Source organism: Serratia silvae (assembly GCF_023282985.1).
In the GTDB taxonomy this organism is placed as follows: Bacteria; Pseudomonadota; Gammaproteobacteria; order Enterobacterales; family Enterobacteriaceae; genus Chania; species Chania silvae.
This window is the reverse complement of the sequence record NZ_JAGQDC010000011.1, coordinates 60,569-82,569: the sequence shown is the minus strand read 5'-3', so window position 1 is coordinate 82,569 and position 22,001 is coordinate 60,569. Positions and strand designations below refer to the sequence as shown.

Annotated in this window: 21 protein-coding genes and 1 other RNA gene; 10 read left to right on the top strand and 12 right to left on the bottom strand. The window is 49.5% G+C overall.

Translation table 11 applies throughout. The features are described 5' to 3' along the window. The first annotated feature begins 331 nt into the window (after positions 1-331). Positions 332-1,156, top strand: a complete 825-nt coding sequence (locus KAJ71_RS14490) for a DUF6585 family protein (protein ID WP_248946383.1) — start codon at positions 332-334, stop codon at positions 1,154-1,156. On the opposite strand, the gene rseC is transcribed toward KAJ71_RS14490, so the two are convergent. From rseC to rpoE, 4 genes are read right to left on the bottom strand one after another with little or no spacing between them, the layout of a single operon-like run. Next, a complete protein-coding gene (rseC, locus tag KAJ71_RS14485) occupies positions 1,153-1,629 on the bottom strand; it encodes a SoxR-reducing system protein RseC (RefSeq protein ID WP_248946382.1) in 477 nt (158 codons plus the stop codon). The two genes, KAJ71_RS14490 and rseC, sit on opposite strands and share 4 nt — an antisense overlap. Further along, the gene (gene rseB, locus KAJ71_RS14480; protein ID WP_248946381.1) at positions 1,626-2,585 is read right to left on the bottom strand and encodes a sigma-E factor regulatory protein RseB; all 960 of its coding nucleotides are present in this window, start codon (positions 2,583-2,585) and stop codon (positions 1,626-1,628) included. The genes rseC and rseB overlap by 4 nt, the downstream gene beginning before the upstream one ends. After that, the gene (rseA, locus tag KAJ71_RS14475; protein WP_248946380.1) at positions 2,585-3,238 is read right to left on the bottom strand and encodes an anti-sigma-E factor RseA; all 654 of its coding nucleotides are present in this window, start codon (positions 3,236-3,238) and stop codon (positions 2,585-2,587) included. Before rseA ends, rseB begins: the two co-directional genes overlap by 1 nt. A 30-nt stretch (positions 3,239-3,268) precedes the next feature. Beyond that, on the bottom strand, positions 3,269-3,844 hold the full coding sequence (gene rpoE, locus KAJ71_RS14470) for an RNA polymerase sigma factor RpoE (protein ID WP_248946379.1): 576 nt from the start codon (positions 3,842-3,844) through the stop codon (positions 3,269-3,271). Between the two features lie 213 nt (positions 3,845-4,057). Here rpoE and nadB point away from each other — a divergent pair, with 213 nt between their 5' ends. Next, complete coding sequence (nadB, locus tag KAJ71_RS14465; RefSeq protein WP_248946376.1) at positions 4,058-5,659, top strand: L-aspartate oxidase; 1,602 nt, start codon at positions 4,058-4,060, stop codon at positions 5,657-5,659. Between the two features lie 4 nt (positions 5,660-5,663). Here nadB and trmN read toward each other — a convergent pair whose 3' ends face one another. Then, positions 5,664-6,443, bottom strand: a complete 780-nt coding sequence (gene trmN, locus KAJ71_RS14460) for a tRNA(1)(Val) (adenine(37)-N(6))-methyltransferase TrmN (RefSeq protein ID WP_248946375.1) — start codon at positions 6,441-6,443, stop codon at positions 5,664-5,666. 87 nt (positions 6,444-6,530) lie between these two features. Here trmN and srmB point away from each other — a divergent pair, with 87 nt between their 5' ends. Beyond that, positions 6,531-7,844, top strand: coding sequence for an ATP-dependent RNA helicase SrmB (srmB, locus tag KAJ71_RS14455; RefSeq protein WP_248946374.1), 1,314 nt, complete (start codon positions 6,531-6,533; stop codon positions 7,842-7,844). A 100-nt stretch (positions 7,845-7,944) separates the two neighbouring features. Here srmB and grcA read toward each other — a convergent pair whose 3' ends face one another. Next, on the bottom strand, positions 7,945-8,328 hold the full coding sequence (gene grcA, locus KAJ71_RS14450; protein ID WP_248946373.1) for an autonomous glycyl radical cofactor GrcA: 384 nt from the start codon (positions 8,326-8,328) through the stop codon (positions 7,945-7,947). Positions 8,329-8,676: 348 nt separating this feature from the next. Between grcA and ung the strand changes: the two genes are divergently transcribed. Next, the gene (ung, locus tag KAJ71_RS14445) at positions 8,677-9,360 is read left to right on the top strand and encodes a uracil-DNA glycosylase (protein WP_021178914.1); all 684 of its coding nucleotides are present in this window, start codon (positions 8,677-8,679) and stop codon (positions 9,358-9,360) included. A 52-nt stretch (positions 9,361-9,412) separates the two neighbouring features. Here ung and grpE read toward each other — a convergent pair whose 3' ends face one another. Beyond that, complete coding sequence (gene grpE / locus KAJ71_RS14440; RefSeq protein WP_121607591.1) at positions 9,413-9,988, bottom strand: nucleotide exchange factor GrpE; 576 nt, start codon at positions 9,986-9,988, stop codon at positions 9,413-9,415. A 124-nt stretch (positions 9,989-10,112) separates the two neighbouring features. Here grpE and nadK point away from each other — a divergent pair, with 124 nt between their 5' ends. The 3 genes from nadK (at position 10,113) to bamE (ending at position 13,181) form a co-directional block, all read left to right on the top strand. Continuing rightward, positions 10,113-10,991, top strand: a complete 879-nt coding sequence (gene nadK, locus KAJ71_RS14435; protein ID WP_248946372.1) for an NAD(+) kinase — start codon at positions 10,113-10,115, stop codon at positions 10,989-10,991. Positions 10,992-11,077: 86 nt separating this feature from the next. Continuing rightward, on the top strand, positions 11,078-12,739 hold the full coding sequence (gene recN / locus KAJ71_RS14430; protein WP_248946371.1) for a DNA repair protein RecN: 1,662 nt from the start codon (positions 11,078-11,080) through the stop codon (positions 12,737-12,739). Positions 12,740-12,842: 103 nt separating this feature from the next. After that, on the top strand, positions 12,843-13,181 hold the full coding sequence (gene bamE, locus KAJ71_RS14425; RefSeq protein ID WP_248946370.1) for an outer membrane protein assembly factor BamE: 339 nt from the start codon (positions 12,843-12,845) through the stop codon (positions 13,179-13,181). A gap of 113 nt (positions 13,182-13,294) precedes the next feature. On the opposite strand, the gene KAJ71_RS14420 is transcribed toward bamE, so the two are convergent. Together KAJ71_RS14420 and KAJ71_RS14415 are read right to left on the bottom strand one after the other, a co-directional pair. Continuing rightward, complete coding sequence (locus tag KAJ71_RS14420; RefSeq protein ID WP_248946369.1) at positions 13,295-13,579, bottom strand: RnfH family protein; 285 nt, start codon at positions 13,577-13,579, stop codon at positions 13,295-13,297. Continuing rightward, positions 13,572-14,006, bottom strand: a complete 435-nt coding sequence (locus tag KAJ71_RS14415; RefSeq protein ID WP_248946368.1) for a type II toxin-antitoxin system RatA family toxin — start codon at positions 14,004-14,006, stop codon at positions 13,572-13,574. Before KAJ71_RS14415 ends, KAJ71_RS14420 begins: the two co-directional genes overlap by 8 nt. Positions 14,007-14,167: 161 nt before the next feature. On the opposite strand from KAJ71_RS14415, the gene smpB reads away from it, so the two are divergent. The 3 genes from smpB (at position 14,168) to KAJ71_RS14400 (ending at position 16,468) form a co-directional block, all read left to right on the top strand. After that, positions 14,168-14,650 (top strand): SsrA-binding protein SmpB, encoded by a 483-nt coding sequence (smpB, locus tag KAJ71_RS14410; RefSeq protein ID WP_248946367.1) that lies wholly within the window; start codon positions 14,168-14,170, stop codon positions 14,648-14,650. Positions 14,651-14,698: 48 nt separating this feature from the next. Then, positions 14,699-15,062: a transfer-messenger RNA gene (gene ssrA, locus KAJ71_RS14405) on the top strand. 194 nt (positions 15,063-15,256) lie between these two features. Further along, positions 15,257-16,468, top strand: coding sequence for an integrase domain-containing protein (locus KAJ71_RS14400; RefSeq protein WP_248946366.1), 1,212 nt, complete (start codon positions 15,257-15,259; stop codon positions 16,466-16,468). Positions 16,469-16,569: 101 nt separating this feature from the next. On the opposite strand, the gene KAJ71_RS14395 is transcribed toward KAJ71_RS14400, so the two are convergent. From KAJ71_RS14395 to sid, 3 genes are all read right to left on the bottom strand, one after another. Then, positions 16,570-20,211: an SIR2 family NAD-dependent protein deacylase gene (locus tag KAJ71_RS14395; RefSeq protein ID WP_248946365.1), complete on the bottom strand. Its 3,642-nt coding sequence runs from the start codon at positions 20,209-20,211 to the stop codon at positions 16,570-16,572. A gap of 336 nt (positions 20,212-20,547) precedes the next feature. Continuing rightward, positions 20,548-20,787: an ogr/Delta-like zinc finger family protein gene (locus tag KAJ71_RS14390; RefSeq protein ID WP_071998200.1), complete on the bottom strand. Its 240-nt coding sequence runs from the start codon at positions 20,785-20,787 to the stop codon at positions 20,548-20,550. Further along, complete coding sequence (sid, locus tag KAJ71_RS14385; protein WP_248946364.1) at positions 20,784-21,506, bottom strand: capsid size-determining scaffold Sid; 723 nt, start codon at positions 21,504-21,506, stop codon at positions 20,784-20,786. The genes KAJ71_RS14390 and sid overlap by 4 nt, the downstream gene beginning before the upstream one ends. Positions 21,507-22,001: the final 495 nt, after the last annotated feature.

Sequence of the window (22,001 nt, the reverse complement as noted above, 5' to 3'; positions counted from 1 at the left end):
AGCAGATATTAACGCGGTGTAATCCTGATAAAGATTATGGGTTAAATGTGCTAATCCTCTTGGTCAGACAATGTTTACCTGGTGGTAATACATATTAGGCGATTACGCAATAAACCCAATCTTAATTATTTTATAAATAATATTTTTATCAATAACTTACAGTTAAATAACAGCACCTACGATTTCGGATAAACCCCATATACGCTCCCTTGCCCCCTCGGTTACAAGTGGCAGGAACTTTGGATAAAAACAGATTTCAGGGCGCTACAACATCGGCAACCCTACCAGAGTTCGCCAGCATCTCCTCTGAACATTGATTGGAAGGTTTACCATGATCGATAAAGGGCAAATGCTGAGCCGGCACGATTTTTCCAAGGTCAACTGGGGCATTTTAGCAGTGGTAACGCTGCTGTTCACACTCGGTGCGGCGCTGTTGTTAATGCCGTTATTGAGCAACATGGAAGATCCTCACGTTCTGGCCTTACTGCAAGCCGGCGCGGCTACTATTCTGTTAGGCACTATTTTGTTGGTATTGCGCCATTATCTGCGGCCAATGCTGACCTATCGCCTGTATGAGCACGGCGTGCGCGTGCTGGATCACCGCAGTCATAAAGAGCGATTTATTGCGTTTGAAAAGATTACCGATATCTACCATTCTCGCGGTAGCAGGTTGCTTGGCGGGCTGAACGACAATATGGCGTTTCGCACCTCGGAGGCCGCGTTCTGGTACAGCATTAAGAGCAATATTTCTCACTCCCGGCAGTTGATCGAAACCCTGATCCAGCAACAGATCCAGCAGCGTGGACCGCAGGCATTAAATTCGCTTTATCAGGGAGAAAAATTGACGTTCGGTTATCTCAACAGCAGCAGGGGTTGGTTTGGTTCGTGGCAAGAGAAACCGACGCAAACATTACGGCTTAGCGCTACGACGTTGAGTATCTCTCAAGCGCAGGTTCAGATCGAAAAGATCCACCGGCTGGAGAATAATATGCAGCGAGACACCATTCGCCTGCTGGATTTACAAGACAATGAGCTGTTTTCACTGGGCTATTGCTCGCTGTTCAGCGCCGACCTGTTTATTGCACTGATGGAGCATATGATCAACAACCGCATCCCCGCCTATAACAACCCGGCGATAACGCGGCCGCCGTATTAAATCGGAGATTCGGCTTCAGTGTGCAAACGCAAGGTACCGGGTGACAAGCCGATTTGCAGCACCACGGGTTGATAATTGGCCTGTTCGCCGAGGCGTTTCGCCAATGCACGTGCGATCAGGAAAGCAAGACCGCCCCCTAAAATCCCACCGAGTGCCGCCGCAGCGTCACTGCCCAACCACCATTGCAGCAGGCCACCGCCTAGCATCATGCCAAATAGCGGGGTCAGATAGACCAGCATCGCCGAGCGCAACAGGCTGCCTTCGGCGATACCGACTTCGACGCGCTGACCGGGTTCAAGAGGCTGGGCGATGGCCACCTGCAAGTGATGTTCACTTTCAGGCACCAGTTCGTCGAATGCGCGAGCACCACAACCTGAGCGCGCGGTACAGCTGCCACAGCCAGCTTTAGGCTCACAACGCAGCTGCGCCACACCCTGTTGCCACGAGATCACCGTGGCCCACTCTTTCATCATTTCGGCGTTACCTTGAAAGTAATGCTGTCGGCAATGCGTTTCGCCGTTGAAGGAGGTAATTCCCCAACCACGGTAATTTCATTGCCATTACGAATTTCGGCTTGGATGGTGCGGCGGCCCTGACGATAAAACTGTTGGCTGGCATTACTGCCCGAAGGGCTGATATTAACCGAGAAGCTAAACAGACCATCGCTATAAAGCCGCGATTCAACCGGCACCGCCACATTCGGTAACTTGCGGCGATTACGCGCCACCTCGTTAACGCCTGCGGGCAACCAACCGGCATTCCAGGCCAGCTTAACGTCTTCAGCAGCGGGTAAGGTTAATAGCGGCGGCAGATTGGCCGTGAGCAAAGGTTGCATGACGCTTTTCACCTGATCGCCCACCACGACCGAGATGACCCGATACTGTTCCAGCGTTTCGCCATCGCGATCGAGCAGATCGACCCGCAGCGGCAACTTGGTCTCCATATCCATCCAGACCACGTAGCTGTAACGGGAACCGTCACGGGCCACGACGCGGTAGACGTCACAAGGCCGATCGGAAATGCGGGTGCGGCCAACTGAGATGAAGTCGTAGTATTTCGCCAGATAGCCGAAGTCGGCAAACACGATGGCGGGTAAGGCGTCGACGATATGATCGCCAGACAGCGTAAACGGTTCCAGACCAGGCTCAAAATAGCTGATCCCACCACCACGTTGCAGCACTTCCCGACGAGGGCCGTCCATATGCATCAACTGCCCAAGGGGCTGTTTATCGATCACTGCATGGCGATAGCGTAACGACTCTATCCCCTGCTTGCTGATGCTGATATAGGCGAGTTCATAGCTAAGTGAACGGCTGGCACTGCTCATTTGTTGCAATAACGCCCCGGACGCAGGTTGCTGCGCCGAGGCGATATTTGAATTGAGCAGGCTGCCCGTTAAAAGACAAACGGAAAACCAGATTTGCTTCATTACTGCTGTTGCATTCCTAAAGACTGAGTTCCAGGAACCTGAACTGCCGCCTGCTGTGGCCTGCTTTGTTCAAGTTGCAGCCGATCAGAGTGCAAACGGCGTTGCAACTCATAATCCTGCAGCATGGCATTGATACGCTTACGCTGTTCCTGCACCTGCTGCTGTTGACCGCTGCCAGTTGAGAAACTGTCTGCCGGGACACCCAGGCTGACCGGGGAAGCTTGCCCCATGATTGGTAACGTATTGAACGCTGGTGTATCAGCCGCGCCTGATTGGGCAGTTGGCTGATTGTACTGTTGCACACCCACGATCACTGCCAGAGAGACACAAGCGGCAACGCCGACTTGAGTTAGCTGACTAGCCCAAGGACGAACCTTGTGCCAGAACGGCAGTTTACCCCAGGTGTGAGGTTGCGGTTGAGATTCAGGGATTGCCGAAGGAACCAGACGAGCGGGCTCTTTTTCCAATGCGGCAGCAACACGGTCTGCGATATCGAAATGCATGACTTGCCCGATATCACCCCGTAACGTGTCACGGATTAGGTGATAGCTCTGCCAGCTTTGTTGAAGCGCCCGATCTTTACTCAATGAACTCAGCAGCTCATTGTCGAGCATTTCACCATCCATCAGAGCGGAAAGCTTTTCTTTCTGCATGCCTAAGTACCCTTCCAGTGTCCGCTATCGCTAACGTTGGATCAGCGGTTGAACTTTATTATCGATAGCCTCCCGAGCACGGAAAATACGTGAACGTACGGTTCCGACCGGGCAATCCATGATGGCGGCTATCTCTTCGTAGCTTAGACCATCCAACTCCCGCAGGGTAATCGCCATGCGAAGATCCTCTGGGAGTGACTCAATGGTATGGAAAACTATCTGTCTCAGCTCTTCTGACAACATTAAGTTCTCAGGGTTCGAAATTTCTTTTAGTGCACCCGCACTTTCGTAATTTTCGGCATCATTGGCATCCACATCGCTTGATGGTGGGCGCCGCCCCTGAGCAACCAGATAATTTTTTGCTGTATTGACAGCAATTCGATACAACCAGGTGTAAAAGGCGCTATCGCCACGGAATGACTCCAGTGCGCGATAAGCTTTAATAAACGACTCCTGCACCACATCCGGCACGTCGCCCTGTGGTACGTAACGCGAAACGAGACTCGCCACTTTATGCTGGTAACGAATTACCAGTAAGTTAAACGATTTCTGATCGCCCTTCTGAACCCGTTCAACCAGAACCTGATCCGTTAACTGCTCGCTCATCCGAGGTAAATTCTCCCCAAATCTATCTCCACGCGTGAAATTGTACCGCCAGCCATACATTATTTTCCTGAGCAAGCACTCGCTTGGAGTTCATACGGAACGCTAAGTTCCATATCGCCATTGTTTTTTTGTTGATGTCACCTTGTCCGTGGCTTTTGCCCGGATAAGTAGGCTAACATGAATTTCACTCTTCTTCCGCACTCATCTAACGTTATGCAACCATCATCTGAACATGTTAGCGATGTATTGATCGTCGGCAGCGGTGCTGCTGGCCTCTCCCTGGCGTTGCGATTAGCGCAACATTGCAAGGTTACTGTACTCAGCAAAGGTCCGCTCAATGAAGGCGCCACCTTTTATGCCCAAGGCGGGATCGCCGCGGTGTTTGATGAAACGGACAGCATCGCCTCACACGTTGATGACACGCTGATCGCCGGAGCCGGCCTGTGTGATAAAGACACCGTCGAGTTTATTGCCAGCAATGCGCGCCACTGCGTACAGTGGTTGATCGATCAGGGCGTGCTGTTCGACACCGAAACCAATTCCCAAGGTGAAGAACGCTATCACCTGACGCGGGAAGGAGGACACAGCCATCGGCGCATCCTGCACGCCGCCGACGCCACCGGCAAAGAAGTAGAGACTACCCTGGTAGCGAAAGCAAGCGCTCACCCCAATATTTGCGTGATGGAACGACGCAATGCGGTCGATCTGATCACCTCCAACAAGATCGGCTTGCCAGGCACCAAGCGCGTAGTGGGTGCTTACGTCTGGAACCGTGAGCGGGAGCAGGTGGAAACCTACCGTGCCAAAACCGTGGTATTAGCCACCGGCGGTGCAGCCAAGGTTTATCAATATACCACCAACCCGGATATCTCTTCGGGCGATGGCATCGCCATGGCCTGGCGCGCCGGGTGCCGGGTGGCCAACCTGGAGTTCAACCAGTTCCATCCAACCTGCCTGTTCCACCCGCAGGCACGTAACTTCCTGTTGACCGAAGCGCTGCGCGGTGAAGGTGCCCACCTGAAACGCCCAGACGGCAGTCGCTTTATGCCAGACTTTGATCCCCGTGGCGAACTGGCACCGCGCGATATCGTTGCCCGCGCGATTGACCATGAGATGAAACGCCTGGGTGCCGACTGTATGTATCTGGATATCAGCCACAAACCGGCGGAATTCATCACCCAGCACTTCCCGATGATCCACGAAAAGTTGATGACGCTGGGCTTTGACCTGACGCAGCAGCCGATCCCAATCGTCCCTGCGGCGCATTATACCTGTGGCGGCGTGATGGTGGATCAGCATGGCCGTACCGATCTAGACGGCCTGTATGCGATTGGCGAAGTAAGCTATACCGGCCTGCACGGGGCCAACCGCATGGCATCCAACTCGCTGCTGGAATGCCTGGTTTATGGCTGGTCCGCCGCTGAAGATATTCTGACGCGTTTGCCCGCTATCAAGCTGGCCAAACAGTTACCGCTGTGGGATGAAAGCCGGGTGGATGACTCGGATGAACGCGTGGTGATCCAGCACAACTGGCACGAACTGCGGTTGTTTATGTGGGACTACGTCGGGATCGTGCGCACCACCAAACGGCTGGAGCGAGCGCTACGCCGCATCAATACCTTACAGCAGGAGATCGACGAGTATTACGCCAATTTCCGCATCTCCAACAACCTGCTAGAGCTACGTAATCTGGTGCAGGTGGCGGAACTGATTGTGCGTAGCGCAATGGAGCGCAAGGAAAGCCGTGGGCTGCATTACACGCTGGATTACCCGGCTATGTTGTCAGAGCCAAAACCCACTATTCTGCAACCCTGAGGCTTCAGTAGTTCAGATAGAAATCGGTAATCAACTGGCGGAAGTCGGGGGTGTAGCTGCCATCCGCCAGTTTTATTGCCAACTCCGCTTCCTCTTTCGCCCCCGGTTTACGTGCTAATGCCAGCATCATGCGGTGCTTTGGCGTATCGGCCCGGTCACTGATGTTCAGCCGCTGTGCGGTGTGCCAGCCACGTTGGTGGGCATTCACTTGAAAAGCTTCGCCAATCTCATAAGGCAGCACCACGCAGAAATGGCCCTCCGCCGTTATCAGCCGTTCAGCGCTATCCAGCAAAGCGTCGTGAGTCAGGGTTTCCGTATAGCGGGCGTTGGTGCGGGCCAGATCGCGACAGGCAACAGAAGGCTCAAAATACGGTGGGTTACTGACGATCAGATCGTAACAATGGGCATGCCGTTGGGCAAAATGATGAATATCCTGGCTGTGCACCTGGATCTTCTGCGGCCAAGGTGACTCCAACACGTTATCACGCGCCTGCAAGGCAGCAGCGTTATCCAGCTCAACCGCATCAATGGTGACCCCGCTGGCCGTTCGTTGCGCCAACATCAGGGCAATCAGCCCACTGCCGCAGCCAATATCCAGCACCCGCCGCACATTATCCACGGCAGTCCAGGCACCGAGCAATACCGCATCGGTACCCACCTTCATCGCGCAACGATCGTGGGCGACAAAAAACTGCTTAAAGGTAAAACCGCCGCGCCGCGGGGTCGATTTAGTTTTAATTTGATTACTCACAATGGCCACCAGCAGACAAAACTGGCGTAGCATAAGACAATCTGATTTAGGGTAAAAGTTAAAAAGGGTGAACCCTGCGGCCATCCCGTCTATAATCGGCGCCCCAAGTAGAGGTAGATAATGACAGCAACCAATTTTTCCGAACTCGAACTCGATGAGCGCCTGATCCTCGCTTTGCGTGATAAAGGCTACGATCGCCCCACCGCTATCCAGGCCGAGGCGATCCCGCCAGCCATGGACGGGCGCGACGTATTAGGTTCGGCGCCGACCGGCACGGGCAAAACCGCCGCATTCTTGCTGCCGGTTCTGCAACATCTGCTGGATTTCCCACGTAAGAAGTCTGGCCCACTACGCGTACTGATCTTGACCCCGACGCGTGAGCTGGCAATGCAGGTGGCCGATCAGGCTCGTGAATTGGCTGCGCATACCTCGCTGGACATCGCCACCATCACTGGCGGCGTGGCGTATATGAACCACGCCGAAGTCTTTAGTGAAAACCAGGACGTGGTAGTTGCCACCACCGGCCGCCTGCTGCAATACATCAAAGAAGAAAACTTTGACTGCCGCGCGGTAGAAACGCTGATCCTGGACGAAGCCGACCGCATGCTCGATATGGGCTTTGCGCAAGACATCGAAACCATCTCAGCCGAAACCCGCTGGCGAACCCAGACGTTGCTGTTTTCCGCAACGCTGGAAGGCGAAGCCATCCGCGAGTTCGCCGAGCGCATCCTGAAGGAACCGGTTGAGGTTGAAGCCGATCCGTCCCGTCGCGAACGTAAAAAGATCCTGCAATGGTATTACCGCGCCGATGACGTGAAGCATAAAACCGCCCTGCTGGTGCATCTGCTGCAACAGCCGGACGTGCAGAAATCCGTGATCTTTGTGCGTAAGCGTGAGCGCGTGCATGAGCTGGCCACCTGGCTGCGTGAAGCGGGCATCAATACCTGCTATCTCGAAGGGGAAATGGTGCAAGCCAAACGTAACGAAGCGGTAAAACGCATGATGGATGGCCGCGTCAACGTGCTGGTCGCCACCGACGTTGCGGCGCGCGGGCTGGATATCCTGGATATCACCCACGTGTTCAACTTCGATATGCCACGCACTGCCGATACCTATCTGCACCGTATTGGCCGTACAGGCCGTGCCGGGCGTAAAGGCACCGCCATTTCGCTGGTAGAGGCGCATGACCATCTGCTGCTGGGCAAAGTGGGGCGTTACCTCAATGAGCCATTGAAAGCCCGCGTGATCGACGAACTGCGTCCAACCACTAAGGTTCCAAGCGAGAAAAGCAACGGTAAACCTTCGAAGAAAGTGCTGGCCAAGCGCGTCGAAGACAAGCTGAAGAACAAAGAAAAGGCCAAGGTGAAGGTACGCCATCGCGACGCGAAAAACGTCGGTAAGCGCCGTCAGCCAAAAGCCAAGCCAGAGGCATAATCAGCCGTATGTTGCTAAAAAACCGCCTGTTGGGCGGTTTTTGCATTTAGCGGCAATAGAAAAGGGAGCCGAAGCTCCCTTTTGTTTACCTTGCCGGAAATTACAGGCTTTCGGTAAAGGTACGTGCGATAACGTCACGCTGTTGTTCAGGCGTCAGTGAGTTGAAACGCACCGCATAGCCAGAAACACGAATGGTCAGCTGCGGGTATTTTTCTGGGTTCTTAACCGCATCTTCCAGCGTTTCACGACGCAGCACGTTCACGTTCAGGTGCTGACCACCTTCTACGCGCACGGTAGGTTGCATTTCCATCGGCACTTCGCGGTACTCGATCTGACCCAGTTCGCTAATAGGCACGATCTGATCTTCCGCATAATCCGCTTTGGCACAAACACAGCGCGCTTCTGATTTCTCTTCATCCAGCAGCCAGAAAGAGTTCACCAGTGCTTGATTGTTCGCTTTAGTGATTTGAATACCAGTAATCATTTTGTTGCCTCCGTAATAGGGAGAAAAATTTCTACGTCGCCGAAAACTCGGTTGTGGTTCCCGGCCATTTGGTAAAACCAATGTTGTCTTGTTGTTCTGTATACCAGTCAAACCGGGTCAATTCTTTGACTAAAATCAATTTTTACGGGGTGCTGAAATGAGCGGCAGAGGCAAATTTATGTTTTATATCAATTTTACCTTTTTGCTCGTTAAAATTATTTTTGTAAATTTTCAAAAATATTTGTATATCTCGCTCGCCATACCCATTGAAAAAGCGGGTTTCGCCGAGCAGAGGTTAACGGTAAGCTATGCACCATGAATTGCTAACAAAAACAAAGGAGAGTGCTTATGTCTACCTCCCTCACCTGGCACGACGTCATTGGCAAAGAGAAAGAGCAACCCTACTTTCTGGATACACTCGCCTTTGTTGCTAACGAACGTCAGGCTGGTAAGACCATTTATCCACCGCAGAAAGATGTGTTTAACGCTTTCCGCTTTACTGAGTTGGCGGACGTCAAAGTGGTGATCCTGGGGCAAGATCCCTATCACGGCCCGAACCAGGCCCATGGCCTGTCGTTTTCCGTGCGCCCAGGCATCCCTGCGCCGCCTTCACTGGTCAATATGTATAAAGAGCTGGTGACGGATATCCCCGGCTTTGAACGCCCGACACACGGCTGCCTGCAAAGCTGGGCCGAGCAAGGCGTACTGCTGCTCAATACCGTATTAACCGTTGAAGGTGGCCGGGCGCATTCTCACGCCAATCTGGGCTGGGAAACCTTTACCGACAAGGTCATTGCCGCGCTAAACGAAAATCGCGAGGGTGTCGTGTTCCTGCTGTGGGGTTCACACGCACAAAAGAAAGGGAGTTTTATCGATCGCCAGCGCCATCATGTGTTGAAAGCGCCGCATCCCTCCCCGCTTTCTGCCCATCGCGGTTTCCTGGGTTGCCACCACTTTTCGCAAACCAATCAGTTACTGGAACAACAAGGCCTGGCACCGATTGACTGGGTGCCGCACCTGCCGCAGGAATGATCCAGGCACAAAAAAGGCACCGCGCGGGTGCCTTTATCCTCAGCAGGTCTTATTAAGACTTGGCTTTGGATACCGCTACCATCGCAGGGCGCAGCAGGCGGCCATTCAGCGTGTAGCCTTTCTGCATCACCATCATCACATGGTTCGGCTGATGGTCGGCTGATTCCATTAGGCTCATCGCCTGGTGAACGTCCGGGTTGAATGGCACGTTGAGCTCGCCTACCACTTCGATGCCGTACTTGCGTACCGCGTCCAGCAGTGATTTCAGCGTCAGTTCAATCCCTTCGATCATCGCGACCAGTTCAGGGTTGTTCTTGTCCGCCAGATCCAGTGCACGCTCGAGGTTGTCGATCACCGGCAGCAAATCACCGGAGAATTTTTCCAGCGCGAATTTGTGAGCCTTCTCGACATCCAGCTCGCTACGGCGGCGAACGTTTTCCATTTCGGCTTTGGCACGCAGCACACTATCACGCTCGCGTTGCTGAGCTTCAGCCAGTTGGGCTTCCAACTCGGCAATGCGATCATCGCGCAGATCGGCGCCTGCCGCCATGGCTTCCTCGTGCTGTGCTTGCTGTTCCATTTCTTCCGAGGCTTGCTCGTTTGGCGTCTTCTGTTCTTTACTACTCATGAATATCTCCGCGTTTTAGCATTAATCTCGCAACTTGGCTTATTATGGGGATCAAAACCGGGGTTTCAAGTCAACCGGTCACAATGTGGGGCATAAACCGTCCCTGGTGAGGAAAATGGCAGCGATGAAGAAAAAATTTACATGTATTGGCATTGTTGGGCACCCGCGTCACCCTTCCGCATTGGCTACTCATGAGATGCTGTTTGAATGGTTGGTTGCCCGTGGCTACAAGGTGATCCTTGAACGCCAGATTGCCCACGATTTAGGCATGAAAGACGTAGATACCGGCAGCCTGGCGGAGATTGGTCAACGGGCCGATCTGGCGGTCGTGGTGGGCGGTGATGGCAATATGCTGGGCGCGGCACGCGTATTGGCGCGTTATGACATCAAGGTGATCGGGGTTAACCGTGGCAATCTCGGCTTCCTGACCGATCTCGACCCTGACAACGCGCTCCAGCAGTTATCGGACGTGCTGGAAGGGGAATATATCGACGAGAAGCGCTTCCTGTTGGAAACCATCGTCCATAAAGAGCACCAGCAATGCCGCGTCAGCACCGCAATTAACGAGGTGGTGTTACACCCTGGCAAGGTGGCGCATATGATCGAGTTCGAAGTCTACATTGACGATCGCTTCGCCTTCTCGCAGCGTTCCGATGGCCTGATCATCGCCACGCCAACCGGTTCAACCGCCTACTCGCTTTCCGCAGGCGGGCCCATTTTGACCCCGTCACTGGAAGCCATCGCGCTGGTGCCGATGTTCCCGCATACGCTTTCCGCCCGGCCACTGGTGATCAACGGCGACAGCACCATTCGCCTGAAATTTTCCCATACCGGCAGCGATCTGGAAATCAGCTGCGACAGCCAGATCGCCCTACCTATCCAGGAAGGCGAAGAAGTACTGATCCGCCGCAGCGACTTCCACTTAAACCTGATCCACCCCAAGGATTACAGCTATTTCAACACGTTGAGTACCAAACTGGGCTGGTCAAAAAAATTATTCTAAAAATGGCGTCAACCGCTTTACTGTATATAAAACCAGTTTATACTGTATGAAATCACAGTTATGTGTTTATACACAGGAAGGTCCCTATGTTGGCGCAATTAACCATCAGCAATTTTGCTATCGTTCGTGAGTTGGAGATCGACTTTCAAGCGGGTATGACGGCAATCACCGGTGAGACCGGTGCCGGTAAGTCAATTGCTATTGATGCGTTGGGCCTGTGCCTCGGCAACCGCGCCGACGGCAACGTGGTACGTCTGGGGGCCTCCCGTGCCGATATCTGTGCCCGCTTCTCACTGGCAGATACCCCATCCGCCCGCCAATGGCTGGAGCAAAACCAGCTGGATGACAGCAACGAGTGCCTGCTACGCCGCGTGATCGGGACAGATGGCCGTTCCCGTGGCTTTATTAACGGCACCGCCGTTCCTCTATCCCAATTACGGGAGCTTGGCCAGCGCCTGATCCAGATCCACGGCCAGCATGCTCACCAGCTGCTGCTAAAGCCCGAACACCAAAAACAGTTGCTGGATGCCTATGCTGGCGAACCTGCTTTGCTGGCAGCCATGCACCAGGCTTACCACCAATGGCATCAAAGCTGCCGCGAGCTGGCGCATCATCAGCAGCAATCTCTCGAACGCGATGCCCGCAAGCAACTGCTGCAATACCAGTTGAAAGAGCTGAACGAGTTCGCCCCACAGACCGGTGAATTTGAGCAGATCGACAGCGAGTACAAGCGCCTGGCTAACAGCGGCCAATTGCTGACCCTTAGCCAGCAGGCGCTGCAATTGCTGGCCGATGACGAGCAACACAACATGCTCAGCCAGCTCTACACCACCAAGCATTTACTGCTGGATCTGATTGGCATGGATGAGAAGCTAAGCGGCCTGCTGGATATGCTAGAAGAGGCCTCGATCCAAATCAGCGAAGCCAGCGATGAACTGCGCCATTACGCAGACCGCATGGATCTCGATCCCAACCGCCTGCATGAGCTGGAACAGCGCCTGTCGCGCCAAATCAGCCTGGCACGTAAGCACCATGTTTCACCTGAAGAATTACCCGGCCTGCATCAACAACTGCTGGATGAGCAACAGCTGCTTTCCCAACAGGCCAGCGATCAGCAACACCTGAGCGAAGCAGTCAACCTGCATCATCAACAGGCGCTGGCGCTGGCTGAGCAATTGCATCAAAAGCGGCAGCACTACGCGGCGGAGCTAACCACCCTGATCACCGAGAGCATGAATGCGCTCTCGATGCCGCACGGCAAATTTAATATCGACGTCCGCTTTGAACCGGAATACCTGAGCAGTGAGGGGGCCAGCCGCGTTGAGTTCTGCGTCTCCACCAACCCGGGGCAACCGCTGCAACCGTTGGCAAAAGTGGCCTCCGGCGGTGAGCTTTCCCGCATCGCGTTGGCCATCCAGGTCATAACCGCCCGTAAAATGGAAACCCCGGCGCTGATCTTCGATGAGGTGGACGTAGGCATCAGTGGCCCAACGGCCGCCATTGTTGGCCGCCTGCTGCGTCAGTTGGGTGAATCAACTCAGGTTATGTGTGTGACCCACCTGCCGCAGGTAGCCGGTTGCGGTCATCAGCATTTATTTGTCAGCAAGCAAACCGATGGCACGGTAACCGAAACCCAGATGTCCCCCTTGGACAAACGCGCCCGTCTGCAAGAGTTGGCGCGCCTGCTCGGCGGCAGTGAAGTCACTAAAAATACGCTGGCAAACGCAAAAGAATTGCTGGCCGCATAACTTTTTTACTTTCCTGAGGTCATAATGAGGCCCTGTAAAGGTTCCCAACTGCTGCAAGGTCTATTATCATCGGCATCCTATGCCCTAAAGGAATGTGATTATTATGCGCTGTAAAATGCTGACAGCTGCCGCTGTGGTTCTTGTGATGCTGACCGCAGGCTGTTCTACTTTTGAGAAGGTGGTTTACCGGCCTGATATCAACCAGGGTAACTACCTGACACCAACCGACGTGGCAAAAATCCACAAGGGAATGACGCAACAACAGGTTGCTTACACATTGGGCACGCCAATGATGCAGGATCCGTTTGGTACCCAGACGTGGTTCTACGTGTTCCGCCAAGAGCCAGGCCATGAGAAGATCACGCAGCAAACGCTGACGTTGACGTTCGACAGCGCAGGCGTGTTGACGGATCTGCAGAATAAACCGGCATTGGCCGAGTAAGCCGAGCCGGAGCTGTCATCCGGCCCATGAGGGAAGAGTGATATCCTTTATGACAGTCGCAGGCTGCAACTCGGAAGACAACGTTCTGATGAAGATAAGGCGCATTCAGCGCCTTATTTTTTTGCCTTTTCCGCCCGCTGGCGGCGCAGTTCTTTCGGATCGGCAATCAATGGCCGGTAAATCTCTACCCTGTCACCATCGCTGAGTACATCGCCTAACTTGGCCGGTCGGCTGTAAATGCCCACCTTGTTGCTGGCCAAATCGATATCGCCACGTAGCTCTAACAGCCCAGAAGCCAAGATGGCCTGCTCAACGCTGCTGCCTGCAGCCAACTTAACCTGGCGCACATACTGGCGTTCTGGTAACGCATAGACCACCTCAACGCGTATCTCAGACACTGTAGACCTCTTTGGCGCGCTGAGTGAACGCTTGCACCATGCTACCGGCCAATTCTTTAAACACTTTACCGAAGGCCAGCTCGATCAGCTTGTTGGTGAACTCAAAGTCCAGGTGCAGCTCCACCTTGCATGCCTCGGGGCTTAACGCAGTGAACTGCCAGCCGCCCATCAGCTTGCGGAACGGGCCATCGACCAACTGCATATTGATGCTTTGGTTGTCTAACAGCGTATTGCGCGTGGTGAAGGTTTTGCTGATACCGGCTTTTGCTACCTCTACTGCGGCGGTTATTTCATTAGGGGAAGCGGCAATCACCCGGCTGCCGGTGCATCCTGGCAGGAAATCGGGGTAAGAATGAACATCGTTAACCAACTGATACATCTGCTCAGCGCTGAATGGCACTAATGCAGAACGACTGATCTGGGGCATATCATTTCCTGAGAGGCAAAAAACGTACAGATAATACCATTTATCTGGCGTCAAACAAAAAATCTGCTACGCGCGGTGCCGATCCAAAATGCAAGAAATTGCGCAGGTGCTGAGTGGGAAAGGATTTCTTTCGCTGCGCCATCCAGTATAATGAACGCACTATGACAAAGAAAAAAGCATACAAACCCGGTTCCGCGACCATTGCACAAAACAAGCGAGCACGTTTCGAATACTCCATTGAAGAGGAGATCGAGGCGGGTTTGGCCCTGCAAGGTTGGGAAGTAAAATCACTGCGTGCTGGCAAAGCTAACATCAGCGACAGTTATGTGATGTTCCGCGACGGTGAAGCCTATCTGTTTGGCGCCACCATTTCGCCACTGAACGTCGCTTCAACTCATGTGGTATGCGATCCAACACGTTCCCGTAAACTACTGCTGAAAAAACGTGAGCTAGACTCACTGATTGGCCGCGTTACCCGCGATGGTTACACCGTCGTCGCTCTCTCCATGTATTGGAAAAATGCCTGGAGCAAGGTGAAGATCGGCATAGCTAAAGGTAAGAAAGAACACGATAAGCGCGATGACATCAAAGATCGTGAATGGCAGACGGCGAAAGCCCGTATCATGAAGCATGCCAATCGTTAAGCCGCTGGCTTAACAGGGTAATCTTCTGTTATACTGCACAAAGTACTTGGGGCTGATTCTGGATTCGACGGGATTTGCGAAGCCCTAGGAGCATGCCGAGGGGCGGTTTGCCTCGTAAAAAGCCGCAAAAAAATAGTCGCAAACGACGAAAACTACGCACTAGCAGCTTAATACCCTGCTTAGAGCCCTCTCTCCCTAGCTTCCGCTCTTAAGACGGGGATCAAGAGAGGTCAAACCCAAAAGAGATCGCATGGAAGTCCTGCCTGGGGCTAAAGTGCTAAATCTAATCAGGCTAGTTTGTTAGTGGCGTGTCCATCCGCAGCTGACCGGCGAATGTAAAGATTGGACTAAGCATGTAGTGCCGACGGTGTAGTAATTTCGGACGGGGGTTCAAATCCCCCCAGCTCCACCAAATAATGATCCGGGTATTACCAGATAAGTCCGGAGAAGTACGGAAAGCCCGCATCCCACCTAGGTTTGCGGGCTTTTTTGTGTCTGTAGTAGTCCGAGAGTATCCGCCTGAATCCAGAGATAATTGGTACACGTTTAGGTACACGCTATAATGTGTACCAATAATCGTGTACCAATTATGGAAGAAAGCTAGCTATGGCGCGCCTAACACGCCCCCTGTCCCACAATGAAATCCTCAAAGCCAAGCCTCAAGACAAAGACTACACGCTGCACGATGGCGACGGTCTGTTCCTCCTGGTCAAGACCAGCGGCAAAAAGCTGTGGCGGTTACGCTACCAACGCCCAGGTACTGACAAGCGAACCAACGTGAGCCTAGGTGCCTACCCTGCCCTCTCGTTAGCCGATGCCCGACAGATCCGCGATGAAAAGCTTTCGCTGCTTGTTCGCGGCATCGACCCTCAAGCCAAAGACGCCGAAGAAACCGAACAGAAGCAGATCGCACAGGAAAGCATTTTCCTTAACGTGGCAAAGCAGTGGTTCGCATTAAAGCAAGCCCACGTGAGCGCGGATCACGCGAAAGATATCTGGCGTTCTATCGAGAAAGATATTTTGCCTTCCCTGGAGAATGTCCCTGTTCAGGAAATTAAGGCCCGTTTGCTAATCCAGGTGCTGGAGCCTATCAAAGCGCGTGGAGCTTTGGAGACAGTTCGCCGATTGGTGCAGCGCATAAACGAAATCATGATTTACGCCGTCAACACTGGCTTGATTGAGGCTAACCCTGCCTCTGGTATTGGTAATGCGTTTGAACGCCCTAAAAAGCAGCATATGCCGACTATACGCCCCGAAGAGCTGCCTAAGCTGATGCGCACTATCGCAATGAGCAATCTATCGATACCAACGCGCTGTTTGCTGGAATGGCAATTATTGACGCTGATAAGACCTGCAGAAGCCTCGGCAACCGCCTGGGCCGAGATCGATATAGAGAAAAAGGAATGGTGCATACCGGCAGAACGGATGAAGGCAAAGCGCGATCATATCGTTCCGCTCTCAGACCAGGCAGTAGAGATACTCGAAATCATGCGCCCTATCAGTGGCAGGCGTGAGCATGTATTCCCTAGCCGCAATGATCCACGCAAGCCGATGAACAGCCAGACGGCAAACGCGGCCTTAAAGCGTATTGGCTATGGCGGCAAGCTTGTGGCTCATGGGTTACGATCTATCGCTAGTACAGCTATGAACGAGGCGGAGTTTAATGCTGATGTGATTGAAGCTGCACTTGCCCATAGTGATAAAAATGAGGTAAGGAAGGCATATAATCGCTCTACTTATCTTGAGCAACGACGTGATTTGATGGTTTGGTGGGGAAGTTTAGTCTACTCTTTAAATATAATTAAAAACTCCAACTAATAATTCACCACGAAAAATAAATTTGGTTTTTATTAGGTAATAATAAAAACCAAATATTATATTCTATTACTTTAAATTTAATAAAACCATCATGTAAATCATCAAACTATCATACTGTTCCAGGCATTCTTAACCTCATCAAATTCATCATTGGAACTACATATTTCCTTCCAACGAAGGATAGATGGGATATCTTTACTTGAGAAATATTCGTACATACTAGATGCTAAAGATGCGATATGAACCCGCAACTCTAGATACTCCAAAAATGCATTATCGTCTGAAATTGTATTTTTGTAACTTTCATCTGCTAGTGTATTCAAAAAACTAAATACAACTTCATGAAAGTTTTGAGGCAAACCTTCAGGGTTTTCATCATACATAATCTTTACAATGTCAACTGTAAAGTAGAGATATATTTCCGATCTCCATTTTATTTTCCCTGCCATTGATTCAATTATTGGTAGCATTTCTTTAATATCATAATTCTTAATCAAATGATGAACTGCTTTAAGAGCACTCAGAACTTTTGATTTATTTATCGAGGATAGATTTTCGTCGATATCATTAGCAATTTTAGAACGTTCAGCTGTATCTCCGTACAATAAAACGCATTCTAACTCCAGAGTCATACAGCCATGTTCTTTCATCTTTCTCACGAGATCACAAATGTTATTAATATTTTTGTCAGTGATATTTTTAAAGCTACCTTCACACAAAGCGATTAAAATTCTAGTAATGTTATTGAATCTCGCAAAGAACTCGCCTTGCATACGTTCCTGTTGCTCAGATAAATATCTCATATCCGATTCAAACCAGAAATCAAGTTTACTGATTAGTGCAGCAATATCATTTTCATCAAGTTCAATAAAACGTAGGCCACCAATAATCTCTGTACAAAAATTGTCATCTCCATTAGTTATCATAACTCCTTTTTCTTTCAACAAACTCTGTATTGGAAATGAGTAGGTTGATATATATTTGACAAATAATGAACGCACATTAACACTGTCTGGTGCAAGCTTATTAAGGAAAATGAATTTATAATATGATATATTTTTAGGGAATCCAAATTCACAAACATCACTCCATAATGCTTTGGTTAATCTCTTTTCTTCTCCTCTGGTTAACAAGCCATTCTCATTCAAAAATATTAAAGTTGTGGATGCCCACTCCCTTTCCTCTGTTGAACTACTGCTAACCATTTTTATATTTTTATCTATTATCTCTTTGTTTATCTTTAAATAATTTCTACTAAGGTTTATATTATTTAAATCAAGAATAACAACTAATGGATTTTGATACTCTCTTGAAATATATGGTGAAGATGATGTCACTATAGGAAAGTTTAGCAAAACTGGTATAACTGATATTTTATCCTTAACCGAAAGACTAGACAAAACTCGCTTTGTTAGATTACTGATGCCTAAAAACTTAGGTTTATTCTCAATACGATAAATTTTTTCAAGGAGTTCTATAACTTTGAACTTTACCTCCAAAGAACATTTGGCGACCAACCTAGAAACAATCTCAGGAATAACACTTATCAATCCTGAAGGTAGACCATCCAAACTATCAATTCTTTCGCTATGGATATCAAAAATAGAATAAAACACCTCCAAATTACTTTCAATAATCTTATCGATTTCTTTTCTATCCATTGAGTTTATGGTAACTCTATTCAAAATGCTTTCTACATATTTTTTATCACCAAGACGGAACATTGAAGCCATAGACCAATAAGGACAAAATGCATAAATACGCTTCAGAGCACCTACAGCACTTTCACTAGCAATTCTTGCATGTGGTATTTTAAACGGAATTCCGGCAGCTTCACAAAACAACAAAAAATTAACCGAACTAATCAACTCAGTGTGATAAACATCAAAGCTTCGAGATCTCTTTCTGACCCCTAGATCGAAGTCACCATATTCCTTTTTACTATACTCATCATCTCTTTCCAATCTAATTCTAAAGGTTTTAAGTTCATTCCACGGGTCACTTCGATACTGTGCCAATTGCCCCCACCGCTCAGAGAATTCATTAATATTCACTTCAGTATCTTCAATAGGCTTATCACGTAATGAGGAACTTTTAAAATATTGAACAAGAAGCATCACATATGCCTCTTGCGACACATCAGCATAATTAATAGTAATAGGTTTAAGGGAAAGCCTCTTCCTAATGGTGTTTAATGATTTTTCAACAATAGATATGGCCTCATCAACTTTCCCTAACTCAGCCAATATACCAGCCCTTTTTGCCTCATAGAATGGGAGAGCCTCATTTCGTTCCCAATTACTTAAGCAATAATTCACACTCTTAATGTCAAGTTTAAATAAAGAAAAGAGAGATCTCTCGTAATTATATAGCGCCTTTTCCTCTGGTGAAAGCAACTCATAATGAACGGTTATATCTTGACTCAGTCGCTCCCAGCCAACTCGATTATCCTCTTGCCTATAAAATCGCAATAACATATTACATAGAAATATCAGTTTTTCCCTTGCTTCATTAAATGTACCAATTCTATTTCCAGTTATAAATTTCATCTCACCACTTAATAAACCCCAATTTCTATTGATTATATTTTCAACTCGAAGAGATAACCCATCTATAAGCGGACACAAAGCTTTATCTAAGCGCCACAGAACTTCAAATATGATAGAGAACTCCAACTCGTCCTCAATCTCAATAGGTGATGCTAGAAAATTAACCCAACCATTTGTAAAACTCCAAAGAGTGTTCCTATTCTCCTCTGGAAGAATACACCAACCTGGATATCTTAACCGTGACCCCCTCCAGACATTATCTAATTTCGAAATTTTTGAAATGGAAATTGAACTATCATCACGAATAGAGTAACGCTCAACAGTTTCACTTGAAGGCCAACTTAAATTATCTCTTTTCATTTTACCTTTCATCATACTCTTGATGAAAAACTCCATCCCTAAATAATGATTATGGTTTACACCATCACATCCTCCTAGATCTATAACTGTGACATTTCTTTTTTCCAGTAATTTACTTTGTGCGTTACTTAAGTTAAAAACACCTATTAAATATATTTTCGGGGAATTATGAGCACCTAAATTATCTCTAATCCAACCAATCCATTTTAGAAAATTAGGGTCGTCACCAGAAAAACCAATTAGACACAACGTATTTTCTATTAAAGATTGCTGTACTGTATTCACGAAAGGGGAGAAATCAAATGGGTATTTTCTATAATCCTCTTCAGTTATGATAAAAGGCCGTTCTGAGGGAAAACTACCATGAAGCTTAATTATCCTAGGCCGTTCGGCGTTAATAAGGTCAGCTTTAGTTAAAACCACATCATACTTATGTGATATTACCGATGTACATGCACGTTCAAGTAAAGTGTCATAATTCGTTGTAAATACATCCACCCATGGAAGGTTTAGTAATTTAACATGAAGATCTGAAGGCTCGTAATCTTTATCTGGTATATTGTTAATTAAAATTTGCTCCAGACTACCTCGACCAAATGCAGCTTCAACTTCATCAGCTAACTTCAGAACATTTAAATACTTTCCATTATTATCATTACAATGAATTTTCCTGTAGAAGACATCACCTAATTCCTCCCAAGAAGGGAACGTTAAACAATTTGCGCTATTTGGTTTGGCATTTTTACTAAATCCAGCCCCGACAAGTACGGCGGCATGATTTGACCAAAGCTTATCTAAAATATCTGCTAAAAATGGCTCAACATGATTTTGCACAGTTTCCATCCTCGTTGACAAAAAGTTAATGTTCTCTATGGACCGATTATTGATCAAAAGTAATGATAAAACATCCTCCAATGCTGCGCGCGCGCAATACTCCCTCGCCTACGCGCTCTGACTTTATCATGCACATTTCATGCATGATGTAGAGGCAATGTAAGCCCTTGTGGCGCGGAGTTTCGTCTGTTTTGAGGACAAGGGGATTCATGCAAAATCATGCACTCTATGCATGCACGCGCAGTTTGAGGCAGGCTAGCCAGAGAAAAGGCGGGTTTCGGGAGAACGGTGGAAGGCAAAAAACCGCATCTTGGTAAAAGATGCGGGGATGGTTAATCAGTGCAGGTGATTATTGTTGCCGTAACGGTTTAACGTTCGGCGTTCCGGTGGGGGCGGTGCCGGAATAGTTTCCGGTGGCGAGGGCCGTCGGATAACATGCTCAATACTTTCCCGCGTTTTAAAGGTGCTGGAACAGTCGATATTCTGGCACTGGTAATACGCCTCTTTGGTCTGTTCGGTTAAATACCGGCTGGTGCGGGTATGTGAACCACTGCGGCAAAAGGGACAACGCATCATGATTTAATCCCCCGTTCCTTAAATTTCTTGCGTTTTTCCGCTATTTCCGTTGCCAACTGCCAGCGTTTGACTGGGCTGTCGCGCAGCGCCGGTAATACCCCCGTTTCCTCGGGCTGTGTCAGTCCGATTTCACTCAGCACCGGGTGCTCAATGTTCTTTTGCGCCGTAGCCGTAATAACATGAGCAGTCAGCGCCCCCAATACACTCTGTTCAATCACTCTCATCGGGTTATCGTGGTAAACACTGTAGGCTTTCTTTGCCAGGGAGCAGGCATTGACAACATCGGCGCTCAAGAGCGCTTTCCCCAGGGCGTCCACGGCCTGGCTCATTGCGTGCCCGGCAAAGGCGTTCAAAGCCTCTCGGTGCGCGTCAACCAGCTTGGGGGCTGTCGTTCCACAACAGAGGTGGAGATACATTTTATCCACCTCCATTTCTTCTATCAGGCCGTCGAACTCTTTGGTCAGCTCCCGCTTGGAGATCCGGCTGTGGTGCTGCGCTTGCAACTCCGGGGTCATTTCCCCACGCAGTTTGCGGAACAGGGTACGCCATTGGCTTTCCGCTTCATGACTTTCCACCTCGGTGTCTTTCTTCTGTTGATGGCAACGGGCGATGCCTGTTACGACCTCCGTTAACTCCTGGGCGTTTTTGTCGTGGGCGGCGCGGGCATCACGCAGCGCTTGCAGCTTTTGGGTGATGGACTTGGGTAGCGTGGTACTCATTGTGGTGTCTCCGGTGTTCGTCAATGTGTCGCCATTCTGTTGATAACCGCACAACATCGCTATCAATCCCCGTTGGATCACCGGCAGGACAACACCCCGTGAAATTGCCCAGAAAACCACCACCGAGATTTTAGTTTTTATATAAACTATTCACTACTGTTCACTTTAATAAAAAATAGAGTTAAATCAATAAGTAAAGTAGTGAACAGTTACTGTAAAACTCATCACTCACTGTTCACTACTGTTCACCCTGCCCAAAATCGACCTTTTTCTGGCTAGCCATCTAACCCGCTGTTAATCACATTTTTATCTATCAGATAATAGTTATTCTGATTTTTGTAATAAGTAATTTTGGCTATGTGGGTCAATAGAAGGCAATAATGGGCAATATAAGCCAATAGATAAAATTGTCTGTTTTACAATCAGTTATAGCTCACCACCACACAACAAGCCCTTGTTGCCATCATGAAAAATATTCACATAATAGGGCGCTAC

Bases quoted from the DNA above. Each gene is read 5' to 3' on its own strand.
- KAJ71_RS14490 (WP_248946383.1), top strand. From the start codon at position 332: ATGATCGATAAAGGGCAAATGCTGAGCCGGCACGATTTTTCCAAGGTC.
- rseC (WP_248946382.1), bottom strand. From the start codon at position 1,629: ATGATGAAAGAGTGGGCCACGGTGATCTCGTGGCAACAGGGTGTGGCG.
- rseB (WP_248946381.1), bottom strand. From the start codon at position 2,585: ATGAAGCAAATCTGGTTTTCCGTTTGTCTTTTAACGGGCAGCCTGCTC.
- rseA (WP_248946380.1), bottom strand. From the start codon at position 3,238: ATGCAGAAAGAAAAGCTTTCCGCTCTGATGGATGGTGAAATGCTCGAC.
- rpoE (WP_248946379.1), bottom strand. From the start codon at position 3,844: ATGAGCGAGCAGTTAACGGATCAGGTTCTGGTTGAACGGGTTCAGAAG.
- nadB (WP_248946376.1), top strand. From the start codon at position 4,058: ATGCAACCATCATCTGAACATGTTAGCGATGTATTGATCGTCGGCAGC.
- trmN (WP_248946375.1), bottom strand. From the start codon at position 6,443: ATGCTACGCCAGTTTTGTCTGCTGGTGGCCATTGTGAGTAATCAAATT.
- srmB (WP_248946374.1), top strand. From the start codon at position 6,531: ATGACAGCAACCAATTTTTCCGAACTCGAACTCGATGAGCGCCTGATC.
- grcA (WP_248946373.1), bottom strand. From the start codon at position 8,328: ATGATTACTGGTATTCAAATCACTAAAGCGAACAATCAAGCACTGGTG.
- ung (WP_021178914.1), top strand. From the start codon at position 8,677: ATGTCTACCTCCCTCACCTGGCACGACGTCATTGGCAAAGAGAAAGAG.
- grpE (WP_121607591.1), bottom strand. From the start codon at position 9,988: ATGAGTAGTAAAGAACAGAAGACGCCAAACGAGCAAGCCTCGGAAGAA.
- nadK (WP_248946372.1), top strand. From the start codon at position 10,113: ATGAAGAAAAAATTTACATGTATTGGCATTGTTGGGCACCCGCGTCAC.
- recN (WP_248946371.1), top strand. From the start codon at position 11,078: ATGTTGGCGCAATTAACCATCAGCAATTTTGCTATCGTTCGTGAGTTG.
- bamE (WP_248946370.1), top strand. From the start codon at position 12,843: ATGCGCTGTAAAATGCTGACAGCTGCCGCTGTGGTTCTTGTGATGCTG.
- KAJ71_RS14415 (WP_248946368.1), bottom strand. From the start codon at position 14,006: ATGCCCCAGATCAGTCGTTCTGCATTAGTGCCATTCAGCGCTGAGCAG.
- smpB (WP_248946367.1), top strand. From the start codon at position 14,168: ATGACAAAGAAAAAAGCATACAAACCCGGTTCCGCGACCATTGCACAA.
- KAJ71_RS14400 (WP_248946366.1), top strand. From the start codon at position 15,257: ATGGCGCGCCTAACACGCCCCCTGTCCCACAATGAAATCCTCAAAGCC.
- KAJ71_RS14390 (WP_071998200.1), bottom strand. From the start codon at position 20,787: ATGATGCGTTGTCCCTTTTGCCGCAGTGGTTCACATACCCGCACCAGC.
- sid (WP_248946364.1), bottom strand. From the start codon at position 21,506: ATGAGTACCACGCTACCCAAGTCCATCACCCAAAAGCTGCAAGCGCTG.